Annotated in this window: 23 protein-coding genes; 6 read left to right on the top strand and 17 right to left on the bottom strand. The window is 65.2% G+C overall.

The features are described from left to right. Nucleotides 1–47 precede the first annotated feature (47 nt). Genes rfbA through IB257_RS19865 form a run of 4 tightly spaced genes read left to right on the top strand, consistent with a single transcriptional unit; the run spans nucleotide 48 to nucleotide 4,054 of the window. The gene (rfbA, locus tag IB257_RS19880) at nucleotides 48–929 is read left to right on the top strand and encodes a glucose-1-phosphate thymidylyltransferase RfbA (RefSeq protein ID WP_125471194.1); all 882 of its coding nucleotides are present in this window, start codon (nucleotides 48–50) and stop codon (nucleotides 927–929) included. After that, on the top strand, nucleotides 926–1,303 hold the full coding sequence (locus tag IB257_RS19875; protein ID WP_125471195.1) for a hypothetical protein: 378 nt from the start codon (nucleotides 926–928) through the stop codon (nucleotides 1,301–1,303). Before rfbA ends, IB257_RS19875 begins: the two co-directional genes overlap by 4 nt. A gap of 25 nt (nucleotides 1,304–1,328) precedes the next feature. Further along, nucleotides 1,329–2,459 (top strand): dTDP-4-amino-4,6-dideoxygalactose transaminase, encoded by a 1,131-nt coding sequence (gene rffA, locus IB257_RS19870; RefSeq protein ID WP_192492702.1) that lies wholly within the window; start codon nucleotides 1,329–1,331, stop codon nucleotides 2,457–2,459. Then, the gene (locus IB257_RS19865; RefSeq protein ID WP_192354808.1) at nucleotides 2,459–4,054 is read left to right on the top strand and encodes a hypothetical protein; all 1,596 of its coding nucleotides are present in this window, start codon (nucleotides 2,459–2,461) and stop codon (nucleotides 4,052–4,054) included. Before rffA ends, IB257_RS19865 begins: the two co-directional genes overlap by 1 nt. 1 nt (nucleotide 4,055) lies before the next feature. On the opposite strand, the gene IB257_RS19860 is transcribed toward IB257_RS19865, so the two are convergent. The 13 genes from IB257_RS19860 to IB257_RS19800 all read right to left on the bottom strand — a co-directional run bounded on the left by IB257_RS19860 (nucleotide 4,056) and on the right by IB257_RS19800 (nucleotide 17,379). After that, entirely contained in the window at nucleotides 4,056–5,036 is a 981-nt protein-coding gene (locus IB257_RS19860) for a hypothetical protein (RefSeq protein ID WP_125471198.1), read from the bottom strand. Nucleotides 5,037–5,038: 2 nt separating this feature from the next. Then, on the bottom strand, nucleotides 5,039–5,701 hold the full coding sequence (locus IB257_RS19855) for an acetyltransferase (RefSeq protein WP_125471199.1): 663 nt from the start codon (nucleotides 5,699–5,701) through the stop codon (nucleotides 5,039–5,041). Between the two features lies 1 nt (nucleotide 5,702). Further along, nucleotides 5,703–6,329 carry a trans-aconitate 2-methyltransferase gene (locus IB257_RS19850; protein WP_175212976.1) on the bottom strand — a complete coding sequence of 209 codons (627 nt, stop codon included), beginning with the start codon at nucleotides 6,327–6,329 and terminating at the stop codon, nucleotides 5,703–5,705. Beyond that, nucleotides 6,295–7,236 carry a glycosyltransferase family 2 protein gene (locus tag IB257_RS19845; protein ID WP_125471200.1) on the bottom strand — a complete coding sequence of 314 codons (942 nt, stop codon included), beginning with the start codon at nucleotides 7,234–7,236 and terminating at the stop codon, nucleotides 6,295–6,297. Before IB257_RS19845 ends, IB257_RS19850 begins: the two co-directional genes overlap by 35 nt. Further along, nucleotides 7,233–7,970 (bottom strand): WbqC family protein, encoded by a 738-nt coding sequence (locus IB257_RS19840; protein WP_279636156.1) that lies wholly within the window; start codon nucleotides 7,968–7,970, stop codon nucleotides 7,233–7,235. Before IB257_RS19840 ends, IB257_RS19845 begins: the two co-directional genes overlap by 4 nt. A gap of 89 nt (nucleotides 7,971–8,059) precedes the next feature. Further along, complete coding sequence (gene clsB / locus IB257_RS19835) at nucleotides 8,060–9,271, bottom strand: cardiolipin synthase ClsB (RefSeq protein ID WP_054457122.1); 1,212 nt, start codon at nucleotides 9,269–9,271, stop codon at nucleotides 8,060–8,062. After that, nucleotides 9,268–10,134 carry an endonuclease/exonuclease/phosphatase family protein gene (locus IB257_RS19830; RefSeq protein ID WP_054457124.1) on the bottom strand — a complete coding sequence of 289 codons (867 nt, stop codon included), beginning with the start codon at nucleotides 10,132–10,134 and terminating at the stop codon, nucleotides 9,268–9,270. The genes clsB and IB257_RS19830 overlap by 4 nt, the downstream gene beginning before the upstream one ends. Before the next feature lie 263 nt (nucleotides 10,135–10,397). Continuing rightward, entirely contained in the window at nucleotides 10,398–12,185 is a 1,788-nt protein-coding gene (aspS, locus tag IB257_RS19825) for an aspartate--tRNA ligase (protein ID WP_054457125.1), read from the bottom strand. 40 nt (nucleotides 12,186–12,225) lie between these two features. Beyond that, on the bottom strand, nucleotides 12,226–12,891 hold the full coding sequence (locus tag IB257_RS19820; protein WP_054457127.1) for a DUF502 domain-containing protein: 666 nt from the start codon (nucleotides 12,889–12,891) through the stop codon (nucleotides 12,226–12,228). A 16-nt stretch (nucleotides 12,892–12,907) separates the two neighbouring features. Next, complete coding sequence (locus IB257_RS19815) at nucleotides 12,908–13,216, bottom strand: FmdB family zinc ribbon protein (protein ID WP_054457129.1); 309 nt, start codon at nucleotides 13,214–13,216, stop codon at nucleotides 12,908–12,910. Nucleotides 13,217–13,445: 229 nt separating this feature from the next. Further along, nucleotides 13,446–14,729: a putative Na+/H+ antiporter gene (locus tag IB257_RS19810; protein ID WP_054457131.1), complete on the bottom strand. Its 1,284-nt coding sequence runs from the start codon at nucleotides 14,727–14,729 to the stop codon at nucleotides 13,446–13,448. Between the two features lie 160 nt (nucleotides 14,730–14,889). Further along, on the bottom strand, nucleotides 14,890–16,386 hold the full coding sequence (locus tag IB257_RS19805; RefSeq protein ID WP_192354811.1) for a M81 family metallopeptidase: 1,497 nt from the start codon (nucleotides 16,384–16,386) through the stop codon (nucleotides 14,890–14,892). A gap of 12 nt (nucleotides 16,387–16,398) precedes the next feature. Then, nucleotides 16,399–17,379, bottom strand: coding sequence for a tripartite tricarboxylate transporter substrate binding protein (locus tag IB257_RS19800; protein ID WP_054457135.1), 981 nt, complete (start codon nucleotides 17,377–17,379; stop codon nucleotides 16,399–16,401). 121 nt (nucleotides 17,380–17,500) lie between these two features. Between IB257_RS19800 and IB257_RS19795 the strand changes: the two genes are divergently transcribed. Both IB257_RS19795 and IB257_RS19790 read left to right on the top strand, forming a co-directional pair. Continuing rightward, nucleotides 17,501–18,832, top strand: a complete 1,332-nt coding sequence (locus IB257_RS19795) for an aspartate aminotransferase family protein (RefSeq protein ID WP_192354812.1) — start codon at nucleotides 17,501–17,503, stop codon at nucleotides 18,830–18,832. Between the two features lie 26 nt (nucleotides 18,833–18,858). After that, nucleotides 18,859–19,731, top strand: a complete 873-nt coding sequence (locus tag IB257_RS19790; protein ID WP_119451790.1) for a MurR/RpiR family transcriptional regulator — start codon at nucleotides 18,859–18,861, stop codon at nucleotides 19,729–19,731. A gap of 4 nt (nucleotides 19,732–19,735) precedes the next feature. Here IB257_RS19790 and IB257_RS19785 read toward each other — a convergent pair whose 3' ends face one another. The 4 genes from IB257_RS19785 to IB257_RS19770 are packed head-to-tail and all read right to left on the bottom strand — an operon-like array spanning nucleotide 19,736 to nucleotide 24,256. Then, nucleotides 19,736–20,632 carry a hypothetical protein gene (locus IB257_RS19785; protein ID WP_054457139.1) on the bottom strand — a complete coding sequence of 299 codons (897 nt, stop codon included), beginning with the start codon at nucleotides 20,630–20,632 and terminating at the stop codon, nucleotides 19,736–19,738. Continuing rightward, nucleotides 20,632–22,554 carry a StlD/DarB family beta-ketosynthase gene (locus IB257_RS19780; protein WP_054457141.1) on the bottom strand — a complete coding sequence of 641 codons (1,923 nt, stop codon included), beginning with the start codon at nucleotides 22,552–22,554 and terminating at the stop codon, nucleotides 20,632–20,634. Before IB257_RS19780 ends, IB257_RS19785 begins: the two co-directional genes overlap by 1 nt. A 33-nt stretch (nucleotides 22,555–22,587) precedes the next feature. Further along, nucleotides 22,588–23,520, bottom strand: coding sequence for a fatty acid desaturase (locus tag IB257_RS19775; protein WP_225589044.1), 933 nt, complete (start codon nucleotides 23,518–23,520; stop codon nucleotides 22,588–22,590). Further along, nucleotides 23,480–24,256, bottom strand: coding sequence for a sterol desaturase family protein (locus IB257_RS19770; protein ID WP_054457145.1), 777 nt, complete (start codon nucleotides 24,254–24,256; stop codon nucleotides 23,480–23,482). Before IB257_RS19770 ends, IB257_RS19775 begins: the two co-directional genes overlap by 41 nt. Nucleotides 24,257–24,298: the final 42 nt, after the last annotated feature.

The following is a 24,298-nucleotide window of genomic DNA, read 5'->3' as shown; positions in this document are numbered from 1 at the left end:
CGGCTTTCTCCCGACTCCATGCCGGCTAACGCATTGCAACCAGGAGCATGACCGTGCGGAAGGGCATTATTCTCGCAGGCGGCAGAGGCACCCGTCTCTATCCGATAACGCGCAGCATCAGCAAGCAACTGTTGCCGGTGTTCGACAAACCCATGGTGTATTACCCCTTGTCCGTGCTCATGCTGGCGGGCATCAGGGACGTGCTCATCATCTCCACGCCCGAGGACCTGCCGCGCTTTCGCGAGCTGCTGGGCGACGGCTCGCCCATCGGCATGAATCTTTCCTACGAGGAACAGGACCATCCCCGTGGACTGGCCGATGCCTTTCTGATTGGAGAAGAATTCATCGGCAGCGACGAGGTCTCGTTGATCCTGGGCGACAACATCTTCTATGGGGTCGGTCTGTCGACCGCGCTCAGCCACGCAAGCCGGCGCACGCAAGGTGCAACGGTGTTCAGTTACGACGTGCTGGACCCCCGGCCTTTCGGGGTGGTCGAATTCGACAAGAACGACAAGGCCATCAGCATCGAGGAAAAGCCCGCCGTTCCGAAATCGAACCATGCCGTGACGGGGCTGTACTTCTACGACAACCGGGTCATCGAGTTCGCCCGTTCGCTCAAGCCTTCGCAACGCAACGAGATCGAGATCACCGACCTGAACCGGATCTACCTTGAACTGGGCGAGCTCTATGTCGAACGGCTCGGCCGCGGCTTCGCCTGGCTGGACACCGGCACCGCCGACGGGCTGCTCGATGCCGCAAACCTGGTGGCAACAGTCGAACGTCGGCAAGGCATGAAAATCGCCTGTCCGGAAGAGATCGCCTGGCGCCAGCACTGGATCGATACCGCCGCGCTGCTGGCCTTGGCCGACGGCTATGGCAACAACGCCTATTCCGACTACCTGCGCCGACTGGTCCGCGACACACGATGAGCCGACTTGCCGCCTTCCTGCTGCTAGGCGCCATGATCCTGGCGTCCGCGGCCTCAGTACTCGCTTTCCGCATGCAGATAAACCGCATGGGCGCCTTGCCTGCGGATCTGTGGGGCAAGCTGATGTTCGTGGTCCATGCCTTGCTGTCACCGTTGGCTGTCTTCGCGATGATGTGCTTCGGCATCTCGTTCGTGTGCTGGACGCTGGCGAGCACGAAGCTGCCCTTGAACATTGCCTATCCCCTGACCAGCCTGATATACCCTGTTATCGTGGTGAGCGCCCATTTTCTTTTCGGCGAAGCCCTTGGCTGGCAGCGTATGGCAGGCATCGCCATAATCATGGTCGGCCTCACCGTCAGCAACATGAACCCCTGATCCCTCGCATCGATCCGCCGCGCCCATGGAACCCATTCCCTTCAACCGCCCCCCGAACACCGGCCTCGAACTCCAATACATTGCCCAGGTGATCGAAAGCGGCCATCTGACCGGCGACGGCGCATACACCCGGCGATGCCATGCCTGGCTCGAACAGAACCTGGGCACGGCCAAGGCGCTGCTGACGCATTCCTGCACGGGCGCGCTGGAAATGGCGGCCCTGCTTTGTGGCTTGCGGCCGGGTGATGAAGTCATCATGCCTTCATTCACCTTTGTCAGCACTGCCAACGCGTTCGCGTTGCGTGGCGCGGTGCCGGTATTCGTAGACATCCGCGAAGACACACTCAACCTGGATGAAAGCCGGATCGACGCCGCTATTACCCCTCTTACCCGCGCAGTCGTCCCGGTGCACTACGCCGGCGTGGGCTGCGACATGGATGCCATCTGCGCCATCGCCGCCGAACGCGGACTGAAGATCATTGAAGATGCCGCGCAGGGCTTCGGCTCCACCTGGCGCGGCCAGGCTCTGGGCACACTGGGCGACTACGGCACTCTCAGTTTCCACGGTACCAAGAACATCGTGGCGGGGGAAGCCGGCGCCTTGCTGACGCGTTCGAAGCAAGAAGGGGAACGCGCCGAAGTGACGCGCGAAAAAGGCACGGACCGCTCGCGCTTTCTGCGCGGCGAAGTCGACAAATACACCTGGCAGGAACTCGGATCCTCGTACCTGCCCAGCGATTTGACGGCCGCCTTCCTGCTGGCCCAGTTTGAACACAGCGCCAGCATCAACGCGCGCCGCGTCGCCGCCTGGTCGCGCTATCACGCTGCTTTCGCCGGCCTCGAGGCCGCCGGCAAGCTGCGCCGGCCGTTCATCCCTGATGCGGCGACCCACAACGGACACATCTACTACCTGGTCTTCAACGACGAGCAGGCAAAGACGCGCATGCATCGGGCCCTGGCGCAAGCCGGCATCCAGGCGGCCAGCCACTACGTGTCCTTGCACGACTCGCCCGCTGGCAAGCAGTATGCCCGTGCCAGCGGAGCCTTGCCCGTCACTGACCACGTTACGCGGGCGCTGCTGCGACTGCCGATGTATGCCGACCTCTCGGAATCGGACCAGGACCGTGTCATCCGCATCGTCTTGGCCGAGGCCTGATGCAAGGCGTGCTAGGCGCCGCGCGCCTGCGTTGCATTCCGGCCCTGGCAGCAGCCCTGCTGGCCCCGGTACTGATGATGGCATTGCTGTACCAATATGCCGACCCGCGCTGGATGACCAACGACGATATCGCCATGTCGATGGTTGCGCATGGCTATGGCTTGGCTGACCACGGGTCGCCGAACCTGTTCTTCTCCAACATCCTTTGGGGCTATCTGGTTCGAGCCATACCCACGGTCCATGGCGTGCTGGGTTACTCGATCGCAAGCCTGGCCTCGCTGCTCATCGCCAGCGGCACCCTCCTGTACGCCCTGTGGCGTCTGGGGACGAGCTTCTGGATCGGCCTGCTGGTCTGCGCGCTTGTCCTGGTCCGCCCTGCCCTGTTTCCGCAGTTCACGATCAACGCAGGTCTGCTCAGCCTGGCAGCCATCGCATGCTGGTGCCTATATGCCCGCGACCGCTCATGGCGAGTCTTGGCGGCGGGGTGCGCGCTGTTCCTCGCCGGCTTTCTCGAACGCAACCACGAAGCGCTCATCGTGCTGATCGTGGGCTTGCCTCTGCTGCCATGGCGCACGCTTGCCGGTCTCCGGCCCTGCCGGCTTGCGCTGGTCCTGCTCGCCACCATCCTCGTCAGCGCAACCTGGTTTGACAGGCTATCTTATGAAGGCGCCGAGTGGGATTCATTCAATGCGCTCAATCTGCCGCGCGCCGCCTTCACCGACTTTGGCGCCCTCGACAGTCTGGAGCAGCGTCCGGACATCCTGGCGCGCTACGGTTATACGCATAACGACCTGGACCTGCTGAAGCACTGGTTCTTCGTCGATGCGGACATTGCGGATCCAGACAAGCTCAACGCCATGCTCCGGGACTTAGGGCCGTTACCGGCCCAGAATGGCTCCCTGGTTAAAGCGCTGCTCGGCGTGCAAATGCTCTGGTATTCCGATTTTGTGCCGCTGCTTGCGCTCGCCGCGCTCTTGGCGATCGCATACTGGAGCCGCCGCGCCGCCATTTCATGGGCGCTTTGCGTCCTGGCCGTATTCTGCCTGGGGCTGGCCGGACGCCCCGGCACCTTGCATGTCTACTATCCACTGATCGCCACCCTGCTGATGGCGCCGCTGCTGGCATCCCGACCCGCGCAACGCGCGGGGCCGTTGCTGACGGCAGCGATCGGAGCAGCCTGCGCGCTGAACCTGGGCGTCGTGCTGTCCCAGGCCAGCGCCATGGCCGCCGGAGCGCGGGAATTGCGCACCGCTCTCGCGGGCTTCCCTCAAGAGACGGTCGCGATCTGGGGCGCGAACTATCCGTTTGAAGCCATGTACGGCGTGCTGAGCATTCAGCCATCGGCACAAGGCCAACGGTTTTACGGGCTGGGCGTCTTCACCTTGGCGCCCTTCGCGGTATCTCGCGCCGAGCAGTTGACAGGGCGGGGATTTCCGGAGCGCCTGCAATCCCCCGAAGGCATCCCGATACTGGCCAATGACGCGTACATCGCCCGGCTCGCCGCCTACTGCGCCGAACGTCGCCATGGCCAACTGCGAGCCTTGGCTGTCCAGCACTTCGGGCCGCTGACCCTGTCGCGGCAACAGTGCAGATGAGTCAGGCCGGAATCGCGGGCAGGGCCTGCGGATTTTCCAGGCGGGCCAGGCCAAAGCCCGTGCGTCCGTAGCCATCGCCGTTATACAGCATGTACCAATCGTCCCCCACCCGGAACACGCAGGGATAGGTCCGCTCGCTCGCCTCCCAGGCTGCGGGCTCGCCAGCGAAGGTCACGCAGTCATCGTGCCGGCGCCAGACGCCATCTGGTCCCGCGTAGGCGAAGCCAAGCCGATAGCCTGGATGGCGTTTGGCGTACCACATCAACCGCCCCTGCCCCCAGGGGACCACGCAGGGCCGCGAAACCGCGAACTCCCGGGGGTCCAGCGACCCGGCCAGCCCGACCTCGACGTCGGGCGAAGACAGCCATGCTAGCCCGTCTCTCGAATTGGCGGACTTCACCACGTGCTGCATTTCCAGGCCTTCTTTGCCCCATTCAAGATGGGTTCCGAACCACATGGTCCATTGCGCACCTTCCTTCAGAACCCAGGGATAGCCCAAGCTGTAGGGATTCGCCTCGCTGCGCCCCACGACGGGAGCAATGGAATGCCTGACGAAGCTGCGACCCTCATCGTGCGAGACGGCCAGACCGATAAAGTTGGTAAACGGCACCCGCAAACCCAACGTCCATCCCAGGTAGTACGCAAGCCAGCGACCGGGCTGCGGCACGACGCAGCCTACCGTCACGCCATCCGCATCGAAGGCGCCCCGGCTACCTGCCTGCAACAGCGGTCCGCGGGCCGGTTCGATGATCTGCCAACTCGAGCCTTGGATCGACAATTCGATGCTGGCCAGGCAAGACCGCCCCGCGGCATCGCGCGGCGAAAAGTAGACCCGCACCCGGCCGCCCTCCAAGGGCACCGCCGTGGGATAGCTGGCGTGGCTTGCAGCCCAATCCACGGCCAGAGGCGCCCCCAGCACCTGGCCCAGCGGACGCCAGACCTGTGCGGCCGGCCCGGAGACGATGGCGCCATGCGTCGCCATGCTCAGATTCTCTTCAGGCGCGAACTAGGCACCCGCGAACGCTCGGCGGCCACCGCCGTGTAGACACCCTCGGGGTCCGCATCCGCAAACAGCGCGGCCCCGGCTCCGATGACGCATCGATCGCCAATGCTGATGTGATCCCGCAGCGTGGCATTCACGCCAATGAAACAGCTCTCGCCGATGCGCACGCCGCCCGAAACCACCACGTGCGACGCAATGAACGTATGGGCGCCGATGGTCGAATGATGGCCGATGTGGTTGCCACTCCAGAGCGTCACGTTGTCGCCGATGCTCACGAAAGGCTGGACTGTATTGTCTTCGAGGATGAAGCAGTTCTCTCCGGGCGGCTCATCGGGGAGGTAGGTGCAGCGCGAACTGACATAACTTGCCAGCGTGTAGCCCAAAGCCTTGGCCGCAAGGAACTTCTCGCGCCTCAGCCGGTTGATGCCGGCATAGCTCAGCGCGATGAACATATCGTGGCTCGCCGGAGGATAGGCTTGCGCCACCTGGTCAAACGCTACCACCGGCCGGCCCTGGAACGAGTCCGTCGTCAAATAGGCAGGGTCCACGGTGAAGGCGGCCACTTCGCGTCCGCCGTCGCGCGTGAAATAGAAATGCGCCAGTTGGGCGATGTCGCCTGCCCCGAAGATCACGATGGGCTTCATGTCACTTTCTCACCAGAAGGGTGAACTCATAGAGTCCGTAGTCGTGCAGGAGCGCGACGCTACGGGAATACTTGCGCTTGCATAGATCAAACCAGTAGCAGGGATCGGCATAGTGCAGGTCCGGGCGCATCTTGTCGCTATCCGAGTAGGACGTAAGGCAATTGAACGCGAAGCCCTTGCTGCTGCTGCGGTCCAGCACGTCCACCGTTGCATGCATATAAGCCGCCCAATCAGACTCCGACTGGCTCAGGCGCACGTTGAAGATCCCGCTGGCCACGCTGTAATCTGCCACGGACGGAGGCTCCGAACCCAGATGAAATGCGGCATGCGCAGGCGCATCGCGGCTTGCAGCCTCTATCATCGCCTCGCTGACGTCCACGCCCATGTATGAAAACCGCGGATAACTCGACTGCAGGTGGTGCAGCAGCGCGCCATAGCCGCAGCCCAGGTCGTTGAGCGAAAAATCCTCATTCTCCCGCAGGATCCGCAACAGTTGCTCAAAGCGCAGGATCTGGCTGTCTGCACTGCTCCAGTCCACGCCCTTCGCGGTGGTGCCGTGGTCCTTGAGCTTCGCCGAATAGTAATCGGCGACCTCATTCAGCAATGTGTCTCGATTCCGTTCGGCCATGTATTTTTCTCACGATAGTGTAGGGACGCTGCTTGGTTTCGGTGAAGATCTTGGAAAGATAGATCCCGATGATCCCAATGAATGAGATCACCAAGCCTCCCATCAGCCAGATCGAAATCATCACCGAGGTCCAGCCGCTGGGCGGGTTGGAGAACAGCAGCCAGTTTGCGACCAGATAGCCCCCGTAAATGAGTGCCACAACCGATATGAGCGCCCCGACATAGAAAATGAAGATCAGCGGCCGATTGCTTACCGAGGTCACTGAATTGACCAACAGCGACAACTTTTGCCTGAACGTATAGCTCGTCGGACTGGTACTGAGCTTGGTGACGACGCGCGCGATTTGGCGAAAACCGGTGATGTACCAAAGGCCAGCCAAAAACACCTCGCGCTCACGAAATTGCAGCAACGCATCGACATAGCGGCGCGTCATGAGGCGCGCGGTGATCAGGTTTTCGGGCAGGGCGAAGCCAGTCAGCCACCTCAAGACCTTGTAGTACAGCACGCCGCTCCAACGCTCGAACAGGCCACCCTTGCGGCGCGCCTGCACGCCATACACCACGTCGGCGCCTTCCTCACGCATGGCCTGATCGAAACTCTCCAGCCATTCGGGGGATTCCTCCAGATCAACGTCGATCAAAAATACCCGTTCGCCACGGGCATGCGTCAACCCGGTCATGATGGCTTTGTGGTGACCGAAGTTTCGGGACAAATCCACCACCACCACTCTGGGATCCTCAGCCACCAGCGCCTCCGCGATCTCCAGCGATTCGTCGGGAGAGCCGTCGTTGACTAGCACGATTTCGTAGTCATCCGTGAGGGCTTGCGCCGCGGCGCTGGCGCGCTGATGGAATTCGCGGATATACGGAGCGGAGCGATACAGGGTCGCCACCACTGACAGCTTCATGCGATCTCCTTGCCTGCGGCGACGTCACGGGCAATGAAACGCGCGGCATCGCGCCCCTTCATGAAAAGCAGGTCCAGCACGGTCACGTCATGGCGAAACTCGCCGTGCAGTTGGGGATATTCGGGATACCCGGCATACGACATCCATTCCACCCCGATGCCGCGTTCATTGAAAATGGACTCATCCAGATAGGCTTGGGCAGCGGGGCCGGACAAGTAGTGCGTGCCGCCTACCGCCTGGCACAGTTCGGCCAGGCGGGTAGTCGGATCGAACCGGTCTAGCGCCTCGAACGGTAGGACTTCATAGGAAGCCTTCAGTTCGGTGTCGATGCCGAGAAAGGCGCAAATCTCGCCGATGAACATCCGATTGATCGCGGAGAGGTTCTCCTGGCTACCAGCGCGGTCATACAAATCCGCGAGCCAGGGCCTGAGCTCGTTCATGAACGGCGCGCGGGCATAGGCCAGCTCCAGGGCGCGCCAATGCTTGGCGGCCCATTTCCTGTCGGCCACTTCTACCTCGCAGATGCGCAGATCCCTGTCGTGGTGAACCGGAATCGTCAGCCAGGCTTCGCCGTTTGCCGTCTTGATCCGGTTGCGTGTGCGCCAATCGCGCCGTGTCGATTGCACGTCGTCCAGGAAAACGAATGTATCCACGGCGCCCATCATGTCGAAATAGCCCTTCCAGGGAATGTAATTCGACTGAATGATGGCTACGCGCTTCTGAGCACTATTCACAATAATGGAGATCCATCCGGAGTCAGCCGATCATTGTATTCAATTGTCGGGACCATAAAAACAATGCGCGGAACGCCCAAGTTCTGCAGTCAGTACTTGTCCGACGTCCCCGTCAGCGCCACCCCTATGCGCAGCAACGTGTAGGACACCGCGTCGACCCAGCGCCGCAGCCATCCCCGGCGCTGATACTCCAGCGGCCGGATGAAGCGCCCGCCCTCCCGGATGGCGGTCTCCAGCCGTTCCTGCAGGTCCCACGAGAATGGCTGGTCGTCCACCACCACGTTGGCTTCGCGCGCCAGCAGCAGGCTGAAGGGGTCGAGGTTGGACGAGCCCACCGTCGCCACGTTGTCGATGACCGCCACCTTGGCGTGCAGGTAGCTCGGCATGTATTCGTAGATCTCGATGCCGTCGCGCAGCAGCTGGTCATACAGCGAGCGCGTGGCGTGGTACTGCATGCGGTACTCGATCTTGCCCTGCAGCAAGAGGCGCACGCGCACGCCGCGCGCCGCAGCCTTGGCCAGCGCGCGGCGGAACTGGCGGCCGGGGAAGAAGTAGGCGTTGGCGATCAGGATGTCGCGGCGCGCATGCGCGATACCGTATAGATAGGCGCGCTCGAAGGTCTGGCGAAAGCGCAGGTTGTCGCGCAGCACCAGCGCGGCGCGCAGGTCGCCACAGGGCGCCACGGAAGCGTGGCGCGGCTTGAGCAGCCGCATGCGGTTCCAGTCGCGCGGATGACGGCGCAGGCGCGCCCAGTTCAGCCGCACCCACAGCAGTTCCTGGGCATAGGCAGCCTCGGTGACCAGCGGCCCCTGCACCTGCACGGCGAAATCGAAGCGCGGCCCGGTGATGCCGTCCGTCGGATCGCGGTCATCGTAGTCGTCGATGATGTTGATGCCGCCGATGAAGGCGATGCGCCCGTCGACCACAGTGACCTTTCGGTGCAGGCGGCGCAGCCGGCTGCGCGACGGAATGTAGCGCGCGAACCAGCGCGGCTCGGGACGGAAGATGCGGCACTGCGCGCCGGCGTTGGTCAGGCGCGTACGCAAGGGATCGACGAACTCTGCGCTGCCGAAACCGTCGAGCACCACGCGCACCTTGACTCCGCGCCGCACGGCCGCCTCCAGGCAGTCCAACACCTGGGAACCGGTGCGGTCCGGGGTGAAGATGTAGGTTTCCAGGTGCACGCTGACCTGGGCGGCGTCGATGGCTGCGCACAGCGCCGGAAAGAAGTCGGAGCCGTTCTGGAGCAACCGGATATCGTTGCCCACCGTCCAGTCCAGCTTGGACTGCTCTGCCCTCACGGCAGTTCCAGCTCGGCCAGCAAGGGGGAATGATCGGAAAGCCTGGCCCATTCGCGGCCGCGCAGCACGCGCGCGCTGCGCACGGCAAAGCCGCGCTGGTAGATGCGGTCCAGACGGAACCAGGGGAACACCGCGGGGAAGGTGCGGGGCGGCGGCAGCAGCAGGCGCGAATTGCCATCCATGCCGAGTTGATTGGTGCGTTCCATGACGGACACGCCGCTATTGGGCAGCCCGCGCAGCGCGTTGCTCAGCCGTTTGACGGAGTCGCGCAGGCGCGGCAATTCGCCGCCATGGCTGCGCGGGGCATGCGAGAACACTTCATACAGGCCCAGCTGCTGCACGAACAGGGGCGCCAGACGGTCGCCCCAGTCGTTGAAATCACCCGCGATGAGGATCGGCTCACCGTCCGGCACCATGCGGCGGATGCGCTCGGTCAGCGCCAGGATCTGGCGGCTGCGGCTGCCGGCGAACAAGCCCAGGTGCACGACGAAGCAATGCACCGCGCGCCCGTCGAGTTCGATGCGCGCGTGCAGCAGTCCGCGCTGCTCCAGCCGATGGTCGGAGATGTCCTGGTTTTCGTGGTCGAGGATAGGGAAACGCGACAACAGCGCGTTGCCGTGGTCCGTCTCATGGCGGATGGCATTGCGGCCGTAGGCCACGTCCAGCCGCAAGGCGGCGGCAAGCGATTCGTGCTGAGCGTCGAGCAGGGATTTCTGCTCATTGCGGCCCTGGACCTCCTGCAGGAAGACCAGATCCGGACGCAGGCCATACAGGCCCAGACGCAATTCGTTCAGGGAGTCGCGCCGGCCCAATGCCGAGCGGCCCTTATGTATGTTGTAGCTGACGACGCGGATGAGCGACATGGAAAATGGCGCCTTTCAAAACTGGGGAACCACCGGCCGCAGCAAAAAAAGCAGCCCGGCCAGCACCGCCCACAAGCAGGCGGCGTTTGCCAGATTACTCCAATTCAGAAGACAGTTCCGAAGGGCAACAGATTCCATCACCCATTCGAGCACCCCACGCCGCAAGCAAGCTACGCCCCCAAGCCGGGCCGCACGGATCCGGCTCCGCCGGTCCGTAGCGGCGCCCCCCTGGGGGGGAAGCGCCTACGGCGCTTCGGGGGGGATCACTTCGTCTCTACGTTGCGCAGACGGATGTGCAGTTCGCGCAATTGCTTCTCGTCGACCTCGGACGGCGCTTGCGTCAGCAGACACTGGGCGCGCTGGGTCTTCGGGAAGGCGATCACGTCGCGGATCGATTCGGCGCCAGTCATCATCGTGACGATGCGATCCAGGCCGAAAGCGATGCCACCATGCGGAGGCGCGCCGTATTGCAGCGCGTCGAGCAGGAAGCCGAACTTCTCGCGGGCTTCCTCGGCGCCGATCTTGAGCGCGCGGAACACCTTGCTCTGCACTTCCTCGCGGTGGATACGGACCGAGCCGCCGCCGATTTCCCAACCGTTCAGCACCATGTCGTAGGCCTTGGCGAAAGCCTTGCTGGGATCGGATTCCAGGAAGTCCTCGTGGCCGTCCTTCGGGCTGGTGAAGGGGTGGTGGGCGGCGGTGTAGCGGCCGTCTTCCTCGTCGTATTCGAACATCGGGAAGTCGACAACCCACAGCGGCTTCCAGCCGGCGGTGGACAGGCCGGTCTTCTTGCCGAACTCGCTGTGGCCGATCTTCACGCGCAGCGCGCCGATGGCGTCGTTGACGACCTTTTCACGGTCAGCGCCGAAGAAAATGATGTCGCCGTCCTGCGCGCCGGTGCGCTTGACCAGTTCGGCCAGGGCAGCGTCATGCAGGTTCTTGACGATGGGCGATTGCAGGCCGTCGCGGCCCTTGGCCACTTCGTTGACCTTGATGTAGGCCAGGCCCTTGGCGCCGTAGATGCCGACGAACTGGGTGTAGCCGTCGATCTCGCTGCGCGACATCTCGGCGCCGCCCGGCACGCGCAAGGCGACCACGCGGCTGCCGGGCGCCGTGGCGGCGGCGGCGAACACCTTGAAGTCCACGTCGCGCATGACGTCGGTCATGTCGGTGAATTCGAGGTTCACGCGCAGGTCCGGCTTGTCCGAGCCGTAGCGGCGCATGGCTTCGGTCCAGGTCATGATCGGGAACGGCGTCGGCAGATCGACGTCCTGCACCACCTTGAACACGTGGCGGATCATGTTCTCGAAGATTTCACGGATCTCGAACTCGTTCAGGAACGAGGTTTCGCAGTCGATCTGGGTGAATTCGGGCTGGCGGTCGGCGCGCAGGTCTTCGTCGCGGAAGCACTTGGTGATCTGGTAGTAGCGGTCGAAACCGGACACCATCAGCATCTGCTTGAACAGCTGCGGCGATTGCGGCAGCGCGAAGAAGTGGCCGGCGTTGACGCGCGAAGGCACCAGGTAGTCGCGCGCGCCTTCGGGCGTGCTCTTGGTCAGCATCGGGGTTTCGATGTCGATGAAGCCCAGCTGGTCCAGGAACTTGCGCACTTCGATGGACACGCGGTAGCGCAGCATCAGGTTGCGCTGCATCTGCGGACGGCGCAGGTCCAGCACGCGGTGCGTGAGGCGCGTCGTTTCCGAGAGGTTGTCGTCGTCCAGTTGGAACGGCGGCGTGACCGACGCGTTCAGGATCTCGACTTCCTTGCAGAGCACTTCGATTTCGCCCGAAGCCAGCTCGGCGTTGGCGGTGCCCGCCGGACGCTCGCGCACCAGGCCGGTGACGCGGATGCAGAATTCGTTGCGCAGGCGCTCCGCGGTGGCGAAGGCGGCATTGTCCGGATCGAACACGATCTGCGCCAGGCCCGCGCGGTCGCGCAGGTCGATGAAGATGACCCCGCCGTGGTCGCGGCGGCGGTTCACCCAGCCGTACAGGGTGACGGTCTGGCCGAGATGGTCACGGCAAACCTGGCCGGTGTAGCAGGTACGCATGCGGGGGACTCCGTTTATGTGCTTGGTTATAGCGTAAGGGTTACGAATCGGCGCGAGGCGTGTCTTGCACGCCGGGAGCCGGGACGGGCGCGGCCGGCCGGTCCGCGGGCGTCGCCGCCTGGACCGGGGCGACCACGCCCATGGAAACGATGTACTTCAATGCCGCGTCCACGCTCATCTGAAGATCCATGACGTCAGCGCGCGGAACCATCAGGAAAAAGCCGGACGTGGGATTCGGCGTGGTCGGCACGTACACGCTGATGTGATCGCCGGGAAGCCGGTCGGCCACTTCGCCGCTGGGCGTGCCGGTAACGAAAGCAATGGTCCAGCTGCCGGCGCGCGGATACTGCACCAGCACCGCGCGGCGGAACGCCTGACCATTCGGAGCAAGCACGGTATCGCTGACCTGCTTGACCGAGTTGTAGATCGAACGCACCAGCGGTATGCGTCCCAGCAGGTTCTCCCACTGGTCCACCATGGTGCGGCCGATCAGGTTGGCGGCGAACACGCCCGTCAGAAGCACCACCACGATGACCAGGACGAAGCGGAAGCCGGGGATGTCGATGCCGAACAGCGATTCGGACGACAGGAAGCCGGGCACGAACCCTTCGAGGGTCGCGACCAGCAAGCCCAGCACCCACACCGTGATGACCAGGGGAACCCAGATCAGCAGGCCGGTGATGAAGTACTTCTTGATGACGCGCATACGCATCGCGTGTGCTCTAGGAGGCGGCGCTACCGGCTGCAGGCGTCGCCGGGGCGGCCGGAGCTGCGGGCGCGGCTGCGGCTGCGGGCGCGGCGCTTTCAGCCGGGGCCGGCGTGCTGGCCGAGGCCGAACCGCCGCTGCCGTTGCCGCGGAAGTCCGTGACATACCAGCCGGAGCCCTTGAGCTGGAACCCAGCCGCGGTCACCTGCTTGGAGAACGTGCTTTCGCCACATTCGGGGCAAACCGAAAGCGGCGCATCGGAAATCTTCTGCAAGACGTCTTTGGCATGGCCGCAGGCGCTGCACTTGTAAGCGTAAATGGGCATCTAGGGCTCCCAGGCGCGGGCCCGGCATATCAAGAGCCGCTGTCGCCGGACGCAATGTCCGGGGCCGGATCGGGTCGCAAGACCTGGTCCGAACGGAAGCGGCGGGTGGGCGAGGCCGGAAAAAATACGGGAAAGTCTTGAATTTTAGCGGTTTTTCGTGAACGGCCGGTGTCCGGCCCCGGCGGCCCGCCTTGGGCGGCGCCTCAGGGGCATCCCGAGGGCCGTCTCCCTAGACAGGAAGCAGGAACATGACCGCCGCCACCAGGGTCGGCGCCAGGGCCGACAGGAACAGCCGCCCCGACGAAATGCTGCCGTCCGGGAAGTGGTTCTTCAGGATGGCGAAGCCAGCCGGGTTGGGCGCATTGGCGATCACCGTCAGCCCGCCGCCCGTGACCGCGCCGGCCACCAGCATGTAGCGCCAGGCCTCGCTGGTGCCTTCGACCAGCGAGCCCAGGTAGGTCAGCGCGGCGTTGTCGGTGATGGCGGTGAGCGCGGTAGCGCCCCAGAACAGCACGAAAGGTTCAAGCCCGCCCAGCAGGTCCTGCAGCCACCACTTCTGCAGGCCGCCCAGCACCACCAGCCCGGCCAGGAAGAAGCCGACCATCAGGCCTTCCTTGATCATCAGGCGGCTCTGGTGGCGCTTGTAGGCTTCGGCAAAGCCAATGAACATCATCAACAGGCCCAGGAAGATGGCCGGATGATGCGCGCTGAGCACCACGGCGACCAGGAAGACCAGGTGCACCAGCATGACCAGCAGCGGCACCGGCCCGCGCGCATCGCCGCCTTCGGGCGCGTCGACGCCGCCGCCCGTGCCCACCGAGCGCTCCAGCAGCGCCTTGCGGCAGATGAAGGTCAACAGCGCCGCATTCAGGCAGACGGCAATCGCGGCGCGCCAGCCGAAATGCTGCACCATGAAGGTGGAGTCCCAGCCGAAGGTGGAGGCCACCATCAACACGGGCGGCGCGGCATAGGAAGTCAGCACGCCGCCGATGGAGACGTTGACGAACAGCACGCCCAGCGTCAGGTATTTGAAGCCCGCGCGCCCGCTGCTGCGGAAATAGGCGTCGCGCAACAGAATGGCAGCCAGCGTCATCGCGGCGGGTTCGGTGATGAAGGAGCCGCCCAACGGCACCAGCGACATCACGACAAAGAAAGTGGCGAGTTCGCGCGGCAGCGGCAGCACGCGCGCCACCAGGCGCACCAGCGTCCCCACCAGTTCCAATATAGGCCGGCTGGCCGCCACCACCATGATCACGAAGACGAACAGCGGCTCGGTGAAGTTGCGCGTGTCCATGTACTCGATGGCATGCGAGGGGCCGGCCAGCGCCGCCATCGCCACGATCAGCACGAAGGCCCAGACGCCGAACACGGCCTCGACTTCGGAGAACAGATGCCAGAAGCCCGCATGCGGTCCGCCACGGTGCGCGAGCCGCGCGAAGAACGGAACCGAGAAGGTATGAAGAACCGCCACGGCGAACAGGAGGGTGGCGATGACTTCAAGTGTCTGGGGCATGTAAACGACTTCCGGAAGAGGGATACGACAGCGCGGACGCCGCCCGGCGGGCCTGCGGGACAAGGGTCGCAATATAGCGCAAGGCCCTTGCCGTGTAACGCAGGGTCAACACCAAGGCGCGCAGGTCCGCGCCGCTATTCCCGCAGGTCTTGCGCGCTGGTCAATGCGTCCTGCGCGCATGCCGGAACGGCAGCAGCCGCAGGTCCAGCGCCGCGGGGCCGGGCGCGTCGACGTCGATGATCGCAGCGCACAGCGGCAGGAAGGCCGCTCGGAAGTGGTTCTTGGCCTTCACGCACAGCAGCCGCACCCGATCGAGATCGACGCCATGCAAGGTGAAGAAGCCCGGATCGTTGGCCGGCGCCACCAGCTCGGTGACGATGACCTGCACATTGGGCATGTCGCGCAGCGACAGCAGCGCGGTGCGGCCGCAGCTCGTGCGCACGCCCGTTTCCATCGGACCCGTATTGCTGAATTCGCCATCGGTGTAGCGTTCGACCCGGAACGCCGCACGCACCGGCGCGCCGAAATCACGGCTCACGCGGCCGCCCAGTTCCAGTTCGCAGTCGCCGCCCAAGCCCGCTTCATGCGCGCGCTGCACTGCCTCCGGATCCGCGAAACTGGCGAACACGCAAGGCAGGTCGATCGACGCATCCAGCAAGGCGCGGAACAGCGCCGGCGTGTCGCACACGCCTCCCGACAAAGGGTTGTCGCCCGGGTCGGTGACGGCCACCAGGCCGCCCGCGCGCGCCGCTTCCACGGCTTGCGCCAATCCCTGTTGCGGCGTCGGCAAGGTGACCGCAAACGCGGGCTCCAGACGCCGCATCGCCGCCTTCATGGTTTCGGCCACGGCCAGCGCCCGCGCGCCGGCGGCATCGCGAGTCATGTCGGCCACCACCAGCACCGATGCCCCGGTATCGACGGTGTCCGCATACGGAAAGCCGCCAAACACCGAGACTTCGACCACGCCCTCGCCGCACTGGACTGCCGCGAGATCCTGCAATTCGCGCATGGGCCCGGCATCGGTGCGCATGTTGAAGCTGGACAACAGCAGGTCCGGCTTGGCCACCAGCACCCGCGGCGACAGCGTGCCGGCCTGCGTGCGCAGCAACATGTCGAGCACCCGGCCCGCCGCCTCTCGCATGTCTATGTGGGGATAGGTCTTGTAGCCGCTGGCGCAGTCCAGCAGACCGCCCAGCTCAGGGGCCAGGTTGGCGTGCAGGTCGAAGCTCGCGCCCAGGGGCACGTCGGGCAACAAGGCCCGCACGGCCCGCACGAAATCCAGATCGGGTGTCTGGCGCAGGTCGGTGATGGCGGCGCCATGCAGCGACAGGTAGACGGCGTCCCAGCCATCCTCGTCCGCGGCCAGTCCGGCCAGCACCTCTTCGGTAAAGGCACGGTGCACGGCGTCGTCTATCGGCCCGCCAGGCAGAGCGGACGCGCAACGCAAGGCCACGACCTCCCAGTCCGGATGCGCGCGGGCGAACTCGGCCACTTCGCCCAGTTCGGTGGCCGTGCCGGCGGCGGCGGCCAGGGCGTCGCCGCCCTTGCGCCACTCGCGTCGTTCGAAATCCGCCATGGTGCAGGGCGCCGGACAGAAGGCGTTGCCTTCGTACCAGAAGCGCGCCACCGCCAACCTTTTCTTCGTGCGCTTGCCCATGCGTTTCCCCGCTTATTCCGGACGGATGTCGGTGCCTTCGATCAGGACGCGGTACTTCTCGCGTTCCGTCTGCAGATGCTGCGCCAAGGCTTGCGGCGTGCCGCCCATGGGCTGCGCGGCCAAGGCGGCCAACCGTTCGCGCGTGGCGGGCGCATCCAGCACCCGCTGGGCGGCGGCGTTCAGTTTGTCGATGACGGGCTGCGGCGTGCCGGCCGGCGCCATCACCACGAACCACGAGGTCAGCTCGAATCCCGGCACGGACTGCGCAATGGCGGCCACGCCCGGCGCGGCGGCCACTGGTTGGGCCGAGGTCACGCCCAGCGCCACCAGCTTGCCCGCCTTGATCAGCGGCAAGGCGGTGGGCAGGTTGTCGGCCGACAGGTCGATCTGGCCCCCCAGCAGGTCATTGTTGGCCTGGCTGGCGCCCTTGTACGGCACATGGCGGATGTCCACCTTGCCCATGCGCTTGATCATCTCCAGCGCCAGATGGCCCGAGCTGCCCACGCCGGGCGATCCCCAGTTCAGGCGGCCGGGCTCGGCGCGCGCGGTACGCAGCAGGTCATCCATGTTCTTCAGGCCAGAGCCGGGATGCGTCAGCACCACGTTGGGCACCTGCGCCACGTAGGCAACCGGCGCGAAGTCCTTGGCCGGGTCGTAGCCGATCTTCTTGTAGACGTAGGCGTTGATGATCTGCGTGCCGGGCGTGCCCAGCAGCAAGGTATAGCCGTCCGGCTGTGCATGCGCCACCTCGGACGCGCCCAGGCTGCCGCCCGCGCCGGCCTTGTTGACCACCACCACGGACTGGCCGAGTTCCGCGCCCAGGCCTTCGGCCATCAGGCGGCCCAGCAAGTCGGTCGTGCCGCCAGCGGCGAACGGCACCACCAGGCGCACCGGCTGCTCCGGCCAGGCGGCGCTGGCCGGAGCAGCCGCGCCCAACGCGGCAGCCGCCGCAATCCCGAAAGTCCAACGACGCAACAGATGGGAAAACTTCATGACGCCCCCTTGAGCGAATGATGACGATGCAACGGCCTACGTGGCAATAAAACCGTTTGGTTTATTTTTACAACAAATATACCATGTGTTTTATTTGACAAACCACACCACTCACGACGCCATGAGCCGCATCATCCATCGCAACTCCAGCCCCCTGCCCATCGCCATCAAGGGCGAAGGCAGCTTCATCGTCGACCAGGAAGGCCGACGCTACTTCGACGCCTCGGGCGGCGCGGCGGTCTCGTGCCTGGGACACGCGCATCCCGAAGTGCGCGCCGCGGCCGTCGCGCAGCTGGATGCGCTGGAGTACGCGCACACCAGCTTCTTCACCACCCCGGTCGCCGAAGAACTGGCCGAACTGCTGGCGGCCAACAGCCCGGCGGGCCTGGGCAATGCCTACTTCGTTTCGGGCGGTTCGGAAGCGGTCGAGACCGCCCTGAAGATGGCGCGCCAGTACCACGTCGAACGCGGCGAGCCGGGGCGCTACCGCTACATCGCGCGGCGTCAGAGCTATCACGGCAACACGCTGGCGGCCTTGTCGGTGGGCGGCAACGCCGGCCGCCGCGCGCTGTACCAGCCCGTGTTGATCGAAAGCCATCACGTCTCGCCCTGCTTTGCCCTGCACTACCGCGAAGCCGAGGAAAGCGACGAGCAATACACCGACCGCCTGGCGGCGGAACTGGACGCAGAGATCCTGCGGCTGGGTCCGACCACGGTATCCGCCTTCATCGCGGAAACCGTGGTCGGCGCCACTGCGGGAACGGTCGCGCCGGTACCGGGCTACTTTCGCAAGATCCGCCAGGTATGCGACCGCCATGGCGTGCTCTTGATCCTGGACGAGGTCATGTGCGGGCTGGGCCGCACCGGCAGTTATCACGCCTTCGAGCAGGAAGGCGTGGTGCCGGATCTGCTGACGCTGGCCAAGGGTCTGGGCGGCGGTTATGTGCCTATCGGCGCGGTGCTGGCGCACGACAGCGTCATCGGCGCCATCAACGCGGGCTCTGGCTCGTTCCAGCACGGCTACACCTACGTCGGCCATCCGGTGGCTTGCGCCGCGGCGCTGGCAGTGCAGCGCATCGTGCTGCGCGACAAGCTGGTGGCGCGCGTCGCCGACATGGGCGCGCAGTTCGGCGCCATGCTGGCAGCGCGCCTGGAACGACACCCGCACGTCGCCGACATCCGCGGCCGGGGCATGTTCTGGAGCGTGGAGCTGGCCGAGGATCCCGGCAGCCTGCGCGCGTTCGCGCCGCAGCGCCGCCTGCATGCGCGCATCAAGACGCAGGCGCGCGAACTGGGCCTGCTGTGCTATCCGGGCGGCGGCACCATAGACGGCAAGCTTGGCGACCACGTGCTGCTGGCGCCGCCCTACCTCAGCACGGCCGATGAACTGGCCTTCGCGGTGGACGCGCTGGCCAGCGCCATCGACCTGGCGCTGGCGGACGATGCGCCATAATACGCGGCACCTTACCCGGAGCGCAGATGGATAAAGCCGCCATCGACAAACTGATCGAAGCCCAGTTTTCCGCCCTGCCGCCCAAGCTGCGGCAGGCGGCCCGCTATGCGATCGATCATCCCAAGGACATCGCCCTGGAGTCGATGCGCGCCGCGGCCGGCCATGCCGGCGTGCAGGCCGGCGTCATGCTACGCCTGGCGCGGCAGCTGGGTTTCGATACCTACGAAGCGTTCCGCCAGCCCTACCGCGACTGGTTGGCCGAAGGCGGGTCCAGCTTCGCGGGCCGCGCCACCGCGCTGCGCAAGCGTCCACAGCACGACGCAGACGCGGGGCTGGTCGCCGACATCCTCGACGCCGAAGTGCGCAACCTGGGCAGCAGCCTGGGTCCCGCCGCCCTGCCCGCGCTGAAGGCCGCGCATGGCCTGCTGGCGGGCGCGCGCCGCATCTATGTCATCGGTCTGCGCAGCCTGTATCCAGCCGCCTATCACTTCAGCTATGCCTGCGGCATGTTCCTGGACAAGGTGACCTTGCTCAGCGGCGTCGGCGGCACCTTGGCCGATGAGTTGCGCCGCATCGGACCGGATGACGCGCTGGTCGCCTTCAGCCAGGCGCCTTATGCGCAGGCGGCAGTCACGGCCGTGGAATTCGCGCGTGAGCGCGGCGCCGGCGTGGTGGCGGTCACGGACAGCGCAGTGTCGCCGATCGCCCCGGGCGCCAAGGCGCTGCTGCTGGTGGCCAACGACACGCCCTCGCTGTTCCCCTCGGTGGTGCCTGCGCTGTCCATCGCGCAGACGCTGGCCGCCATGCTGGTGGCGCACAGCGGCGAGGAGAGCCTGCGCGAAATCGGCAACAGCGAAGCCCAGCTGCAACGCTTCGGCGTATACGCCGAAAAGCGGTAAGGACTCAGGCGATCGGCGCGGGCGGCTCCCCGCCTTGCTGCGCCTCTTTCATTTCCATCAGCAGGCTGTGCAGCATCTCGGTGGACAGCCCGTGCAGCACCAGCCGGTAGCCCGCGCGCAGGGTCGACATCGGCACCAGCGGATGGTTGTTGTTGACCAGGATCAGGTGCTGCGGCGCGCCCAGCAGCTTGGCCGCATAGATGCCGATGGTCTCGTCCAGCTGCAGCGAATTGGCCGCGCGCCAGAAGTCATTGTCGGTCAGCATCAGCTGATATAGCGGCGTGAAAAGCTCGATGGCGCTTTGCAGGTCCAGGAAATTCAGCTTGCCCTGCGGCATGTCTTCGAGCCGCAGATCGGGATCACGGATCATCGAAAAATCGACCCGCTGCGGCGCATGCATTTCCACGCCCGCATCGCGCAGCGCCTGGTTCAGGCGGATGACGAAGTTGAACAAGTTCAGGTCATGCTTGACGAAGAGTTCGTCCTTCAGGTCATCGATATCGCGCGGCTCCAGCGGCGTGGTCGTGACCGGCACCGGCGAGTTGGCGGCGATGAACGACAGAATCTGCGCGCCCAGGTGGAAGTGGCGCAGGATCAGCCAGTTGGCCTCCGGCGACACGAAGCGCTTCAAGCCCCACGCCAGGATGCGGTGCAGCAGCTTCGAATGCGACCAGCGGCGCGGCAGGAAGGTCTTGATGACCTGGATCAGGATGATGAAGGCGCGCGCCAACGGCCGCAGGAACGGCAGCAGGTATTGGCGCGAAGCGCAGCTGGAATCCGTCAGCCAGGCTTTCTTCACCTTGTCCGGCAAGGGCGTGCTGCGGTCCAGGTAGAGCGCAAGCCAGGGGCTGGGATCGGCGGGATCGTGCGGCTTGGCGAGGAACTCGGGTTCTTTGCTCATCACGCCTCGCCTTCCATCACGTGGTGGAACTGCATCAGGTAAAGCGCGGCCGTGCGGCGCGCCGTGTCGACGATGCGCTGCTCGGCGCGGCCGTCCTCATCGCAATCCAGCGCCAGTTCCACCGCCGACAGCCAGCGCGCCAGGTGATGCTCGTCGTTGTGACCGTGATACTCCAGGAAGCGGAAGGCGTCCGGCGGCAGTTTCAGGCTGGCCTTGAGCAGCGGCAGCAGCGCCGGCACGATGCGCTGGCCCGTGCCTTCGATGATGTAGATGGCGCCCAGCAGGCCGATGGGGTCGCGCGTGGCGGCCAGGCCGTGCAGATAGGCGTTGAGCGCTTCGCCGCCGGGATTGCGGCGCAGGGCGTCAATGTCGGCGACCTCGCCGCCCGCGGTGCGATAGTCCTGGAACAGGATCTGGAAGTCGTTCTGCTCCTCGCCCGCATGCGTGTCGATCAACGCCGCAAGCGGCGCGTATTGCTCCGTCAGCGAGGCCGCGCCTTCGCGCATCCACTTGCTGCCTTCGCGCACCTGCGGAATCCAGTTCTCCATCCAGTTCAGGTAGTCGGCCGTCTGGAATTGGCGGTTGCGCAGGCGCCGCACCACCGGCGTGCGCCACACGCGCGAGCGGTAGTCGTGCCAGATTGCGGCCAGTTCGGTCAGCAGCTGGCCCAGGCCTTGGGGCGCCATGTCCGGGTCATGCGGCGGCGCGATGGCGGCAGCGTCATCGCTGTTCGCGTCCTCGCGCGGCGCAGCCGCGGCCGGCGCGCCCGCGGCGACTTGCGGGGCGTGGACGGCCTCGGCCTCCAGCAGCATGTAGGCGGCCATGAAACGGCCTGATTCCGGGATGTAGCAGAAGATCTGCTCGCCCGGTTTCACTTCGCGCGTTTCCAGGAACTCCGCCAGCATGATCAGGATGGACGCCGCGCCGGTATTGCCGCGCCACGCCAGGTTGCTGAACCAGCGCTCGCGCGGGATCACCAGGCCGGCCTTCTCCATCAGGTCTTCCACCACCGGAATGAACTTCTCCGATGAGTAGTGGCACAGGAAGTGGTCGACCTGATCCGGATCCACCCAGCCGTCGCGCACCAGCTTGGCGTATTCATGGATGCCGATGTCGAACAGGTGCGGCAGCAGGCGGATGTCCTGGCGCAGCGACAGCGCACCGTCGGCCTCGGCCTCGTTCCAGGACGGATAGTCCAGATGGCCGCGAGCGCGGTCGGCCGAAAGGCCCAGCTGCATGCACACCGGATAGTCGCCCGAGAACGAGCGCTGGTGCACCCACTTCAAGCGCAGGCGCACGCCCTGCGAAGCGCCCGGCAGGGGCCGGCCGCTATTGCCCAGCAGCACCGCTCCCGCGCCGTCGGACAGCATCCAGCGCAGGAAATGCGCGTCGAAGTCGGCGTCGTAGCCGCGCGCCGCAAAGCGCGAACGCTTGAACAGCCGCGACGGCAGCTCGCTGGCCACGGCCAAGGCGCTGGCATGGCCGCCCAGCTCCACACCCTGCGCGGCCGTCTGGATGGCCGATACGCCCGCGGCGCAGATGCCGTGCACCGACAGGGTTTCCATCGGATGCGCGGCCAGCTCGCCCTGGATCATGTTGGAGAAGCCCGGCATCAGCGCGTCCCCGCCCGACGAGCCGCTGGCCAGCAGCGACACGGCGGACAGGTCGCTGTCGTTGCGCCGCAGGCAATCGCGGATGGCGTTGGCCGCCAGTTGCGCGTTGCTGAACACCGTGGCGCCTTCCTGGTCGATCGCGTAGTAGCGCTGCTTGATGCCGTTCTCGGCCAGGATGCGGCTCTTGATGCGGCTGGACATGCGGTTCAGCGGCGCGATGTAGCTGTCCATGGCATCGTTGGACACAGGTTCGCCCGGCATGAAATAGCCGGCGCTTTCCAGATAGACACGATGAAACGCGATGGGCATGAGAGGCCTCTGGTGGATATAGGGTGTGTGGCGCTAGCGGATGTGCTCGGGCGCCATGCATGAACGGCTGCGAAAGCGCGGCAGGAAGGCGCCCAGCACGAACACCCGGAACATGTAGGGCGTGAGGCCGGGCTCGTTCAACGCCGGATTCACGCGGCTGCGGTATTGCTCGCGATGCAGGCGCTCCAGTTCGGACCAGTGCGCCCGCGGGTGCTCGTGGTGCGCGGTATGCAGGCCGATGTTGAAGAGCAGCGGATTGACCAGCCCTTCGAAATTGCGCGCATAGTTCAGGCCCGCGACGGCCCGGGGGCCGCCGTCGGCATGGGCATGCTGCAGATAGTTGGTGGCCAGCAGCCAGTGCAGGCCGTGCAGCTGCGGCACGATGACGAACACCAGCGCTTTCATGGGATTCGCGGCCAGCAGTCCGCCCCACAGGCCCAGCCACACGCCGTACTGCGCCATGCAATAGCGCCAGGCGCCCGGCCAGTGGCGGCGCAGGCGGCCCAGCCAGGCGAAGAACAGCGGGTACAGCACCCAGCCGGCCTGCAAGGGATGGATCAGGTAGCCCCACAGATGGTTGGTGTCGCCGCCGAAGCGGTAGGTGCGCGCCACGTCGCGCGCGCCGTGCTTGTAGCGGTGGTGATTGGCCACGTGCGCCGGGTAGAACACGAAGGTCGGATGGCCCTGCAGCAGCGTGATCCAGAAATCGGTGGCGCGGTTGGTCCAGCGTCCCCGCCACATGCGGATATGCGTGTGGTTGTGATGGATGACGCCCACGCCCAGGGTCAGGAACAGCATCAGGCCGTACAGCGGCCACCAGAACCCGTGCACCCATTGCCAGGCCGCCAGCGCGGGCAATGCGCCCAGATAGGCCAGGCTTTGCCAGTCGCGCCGGTTGCGCAGCGACGGCAGCCGGCGCTGCCGCTTAAGCGCGCCCGCCAAGCGATTCTCGTTGCCGGAAAGCATTCAGCTGGGACTGCGCCGCCTCGGCCTTCAGGCGGGTGCGGAACAGGCGGTCCATGAAGGTGAACTGGAAGCCGTAATTGCCGTTGTAGCAGGCGTGGTGCAGATGATGGCGGCGGCTGGCGGCGAACCAATGCGCGTAGGACACATTGGGGAAGAAGTCGTAGTTGGCGTGGCCGATGCAGTTGAAGAACAGGCTGAACAGCGGCACCGACGCCAGCGACCAGAAGCTGAAGTCATGCAGCACCATGGGCAGCATGATCACGTTGCCCAGCATCAGCGCCTCGATGGGATGAAAGCTATAGGTCGAGAACGGCGTGGTCACGACCGAACGGTGATGCGGCAAGTGGAAGCGGCGCAGCAGCTTGGTGTGCAGCAGGCGGTGGTTGATCCAGAAATGCACGTCGTTCCAGGCCACCAGCACCAGGATTTCGACAGTGATCTTTTGCCAGCTGGCATCCGGATCCAGGTGCGCCCAGCCCAGCTGCAACAGGCCCCACGGAAAAATCATTCCGGTGCCGAACAGCAGGATGGACAGGCCGGATTGCGCGAACTCGCGCCGCAGTTGCCCCGGCGCCAGCGGACGCGGATCCAGCGGGCGTCCGATGCCCAGCGCCGGCAGGATGTGGTGCGTCAGCAGCCAGGTGGCCGCACCGAAGACCAGATAGATGCCGCCGAAGAAAAGCAGGCCCGCCAGCATGACTTGCCAGGCGGACAAGGCTACAAAAGCTTGGGCCATGAACGTTCTGTTTCACCCGAAGAATGGGCGCATGATAAGCAA

It is taken from the genome of Achromobacter sp. ACM03 (genome assembly GCF_014851665.1).
Classification (GTDB): Bacteria; Pseudomonadota; Gammaproteobacteria; order Burkholderiales; family Burkholderiaceae_B; genus Achromobacter; species Achromobacter aegrifaciens.
Note: the sequence above shows the minus strand (reverse complement) of the source record. Positions and strands in the feature narration are given on the sequence as shown.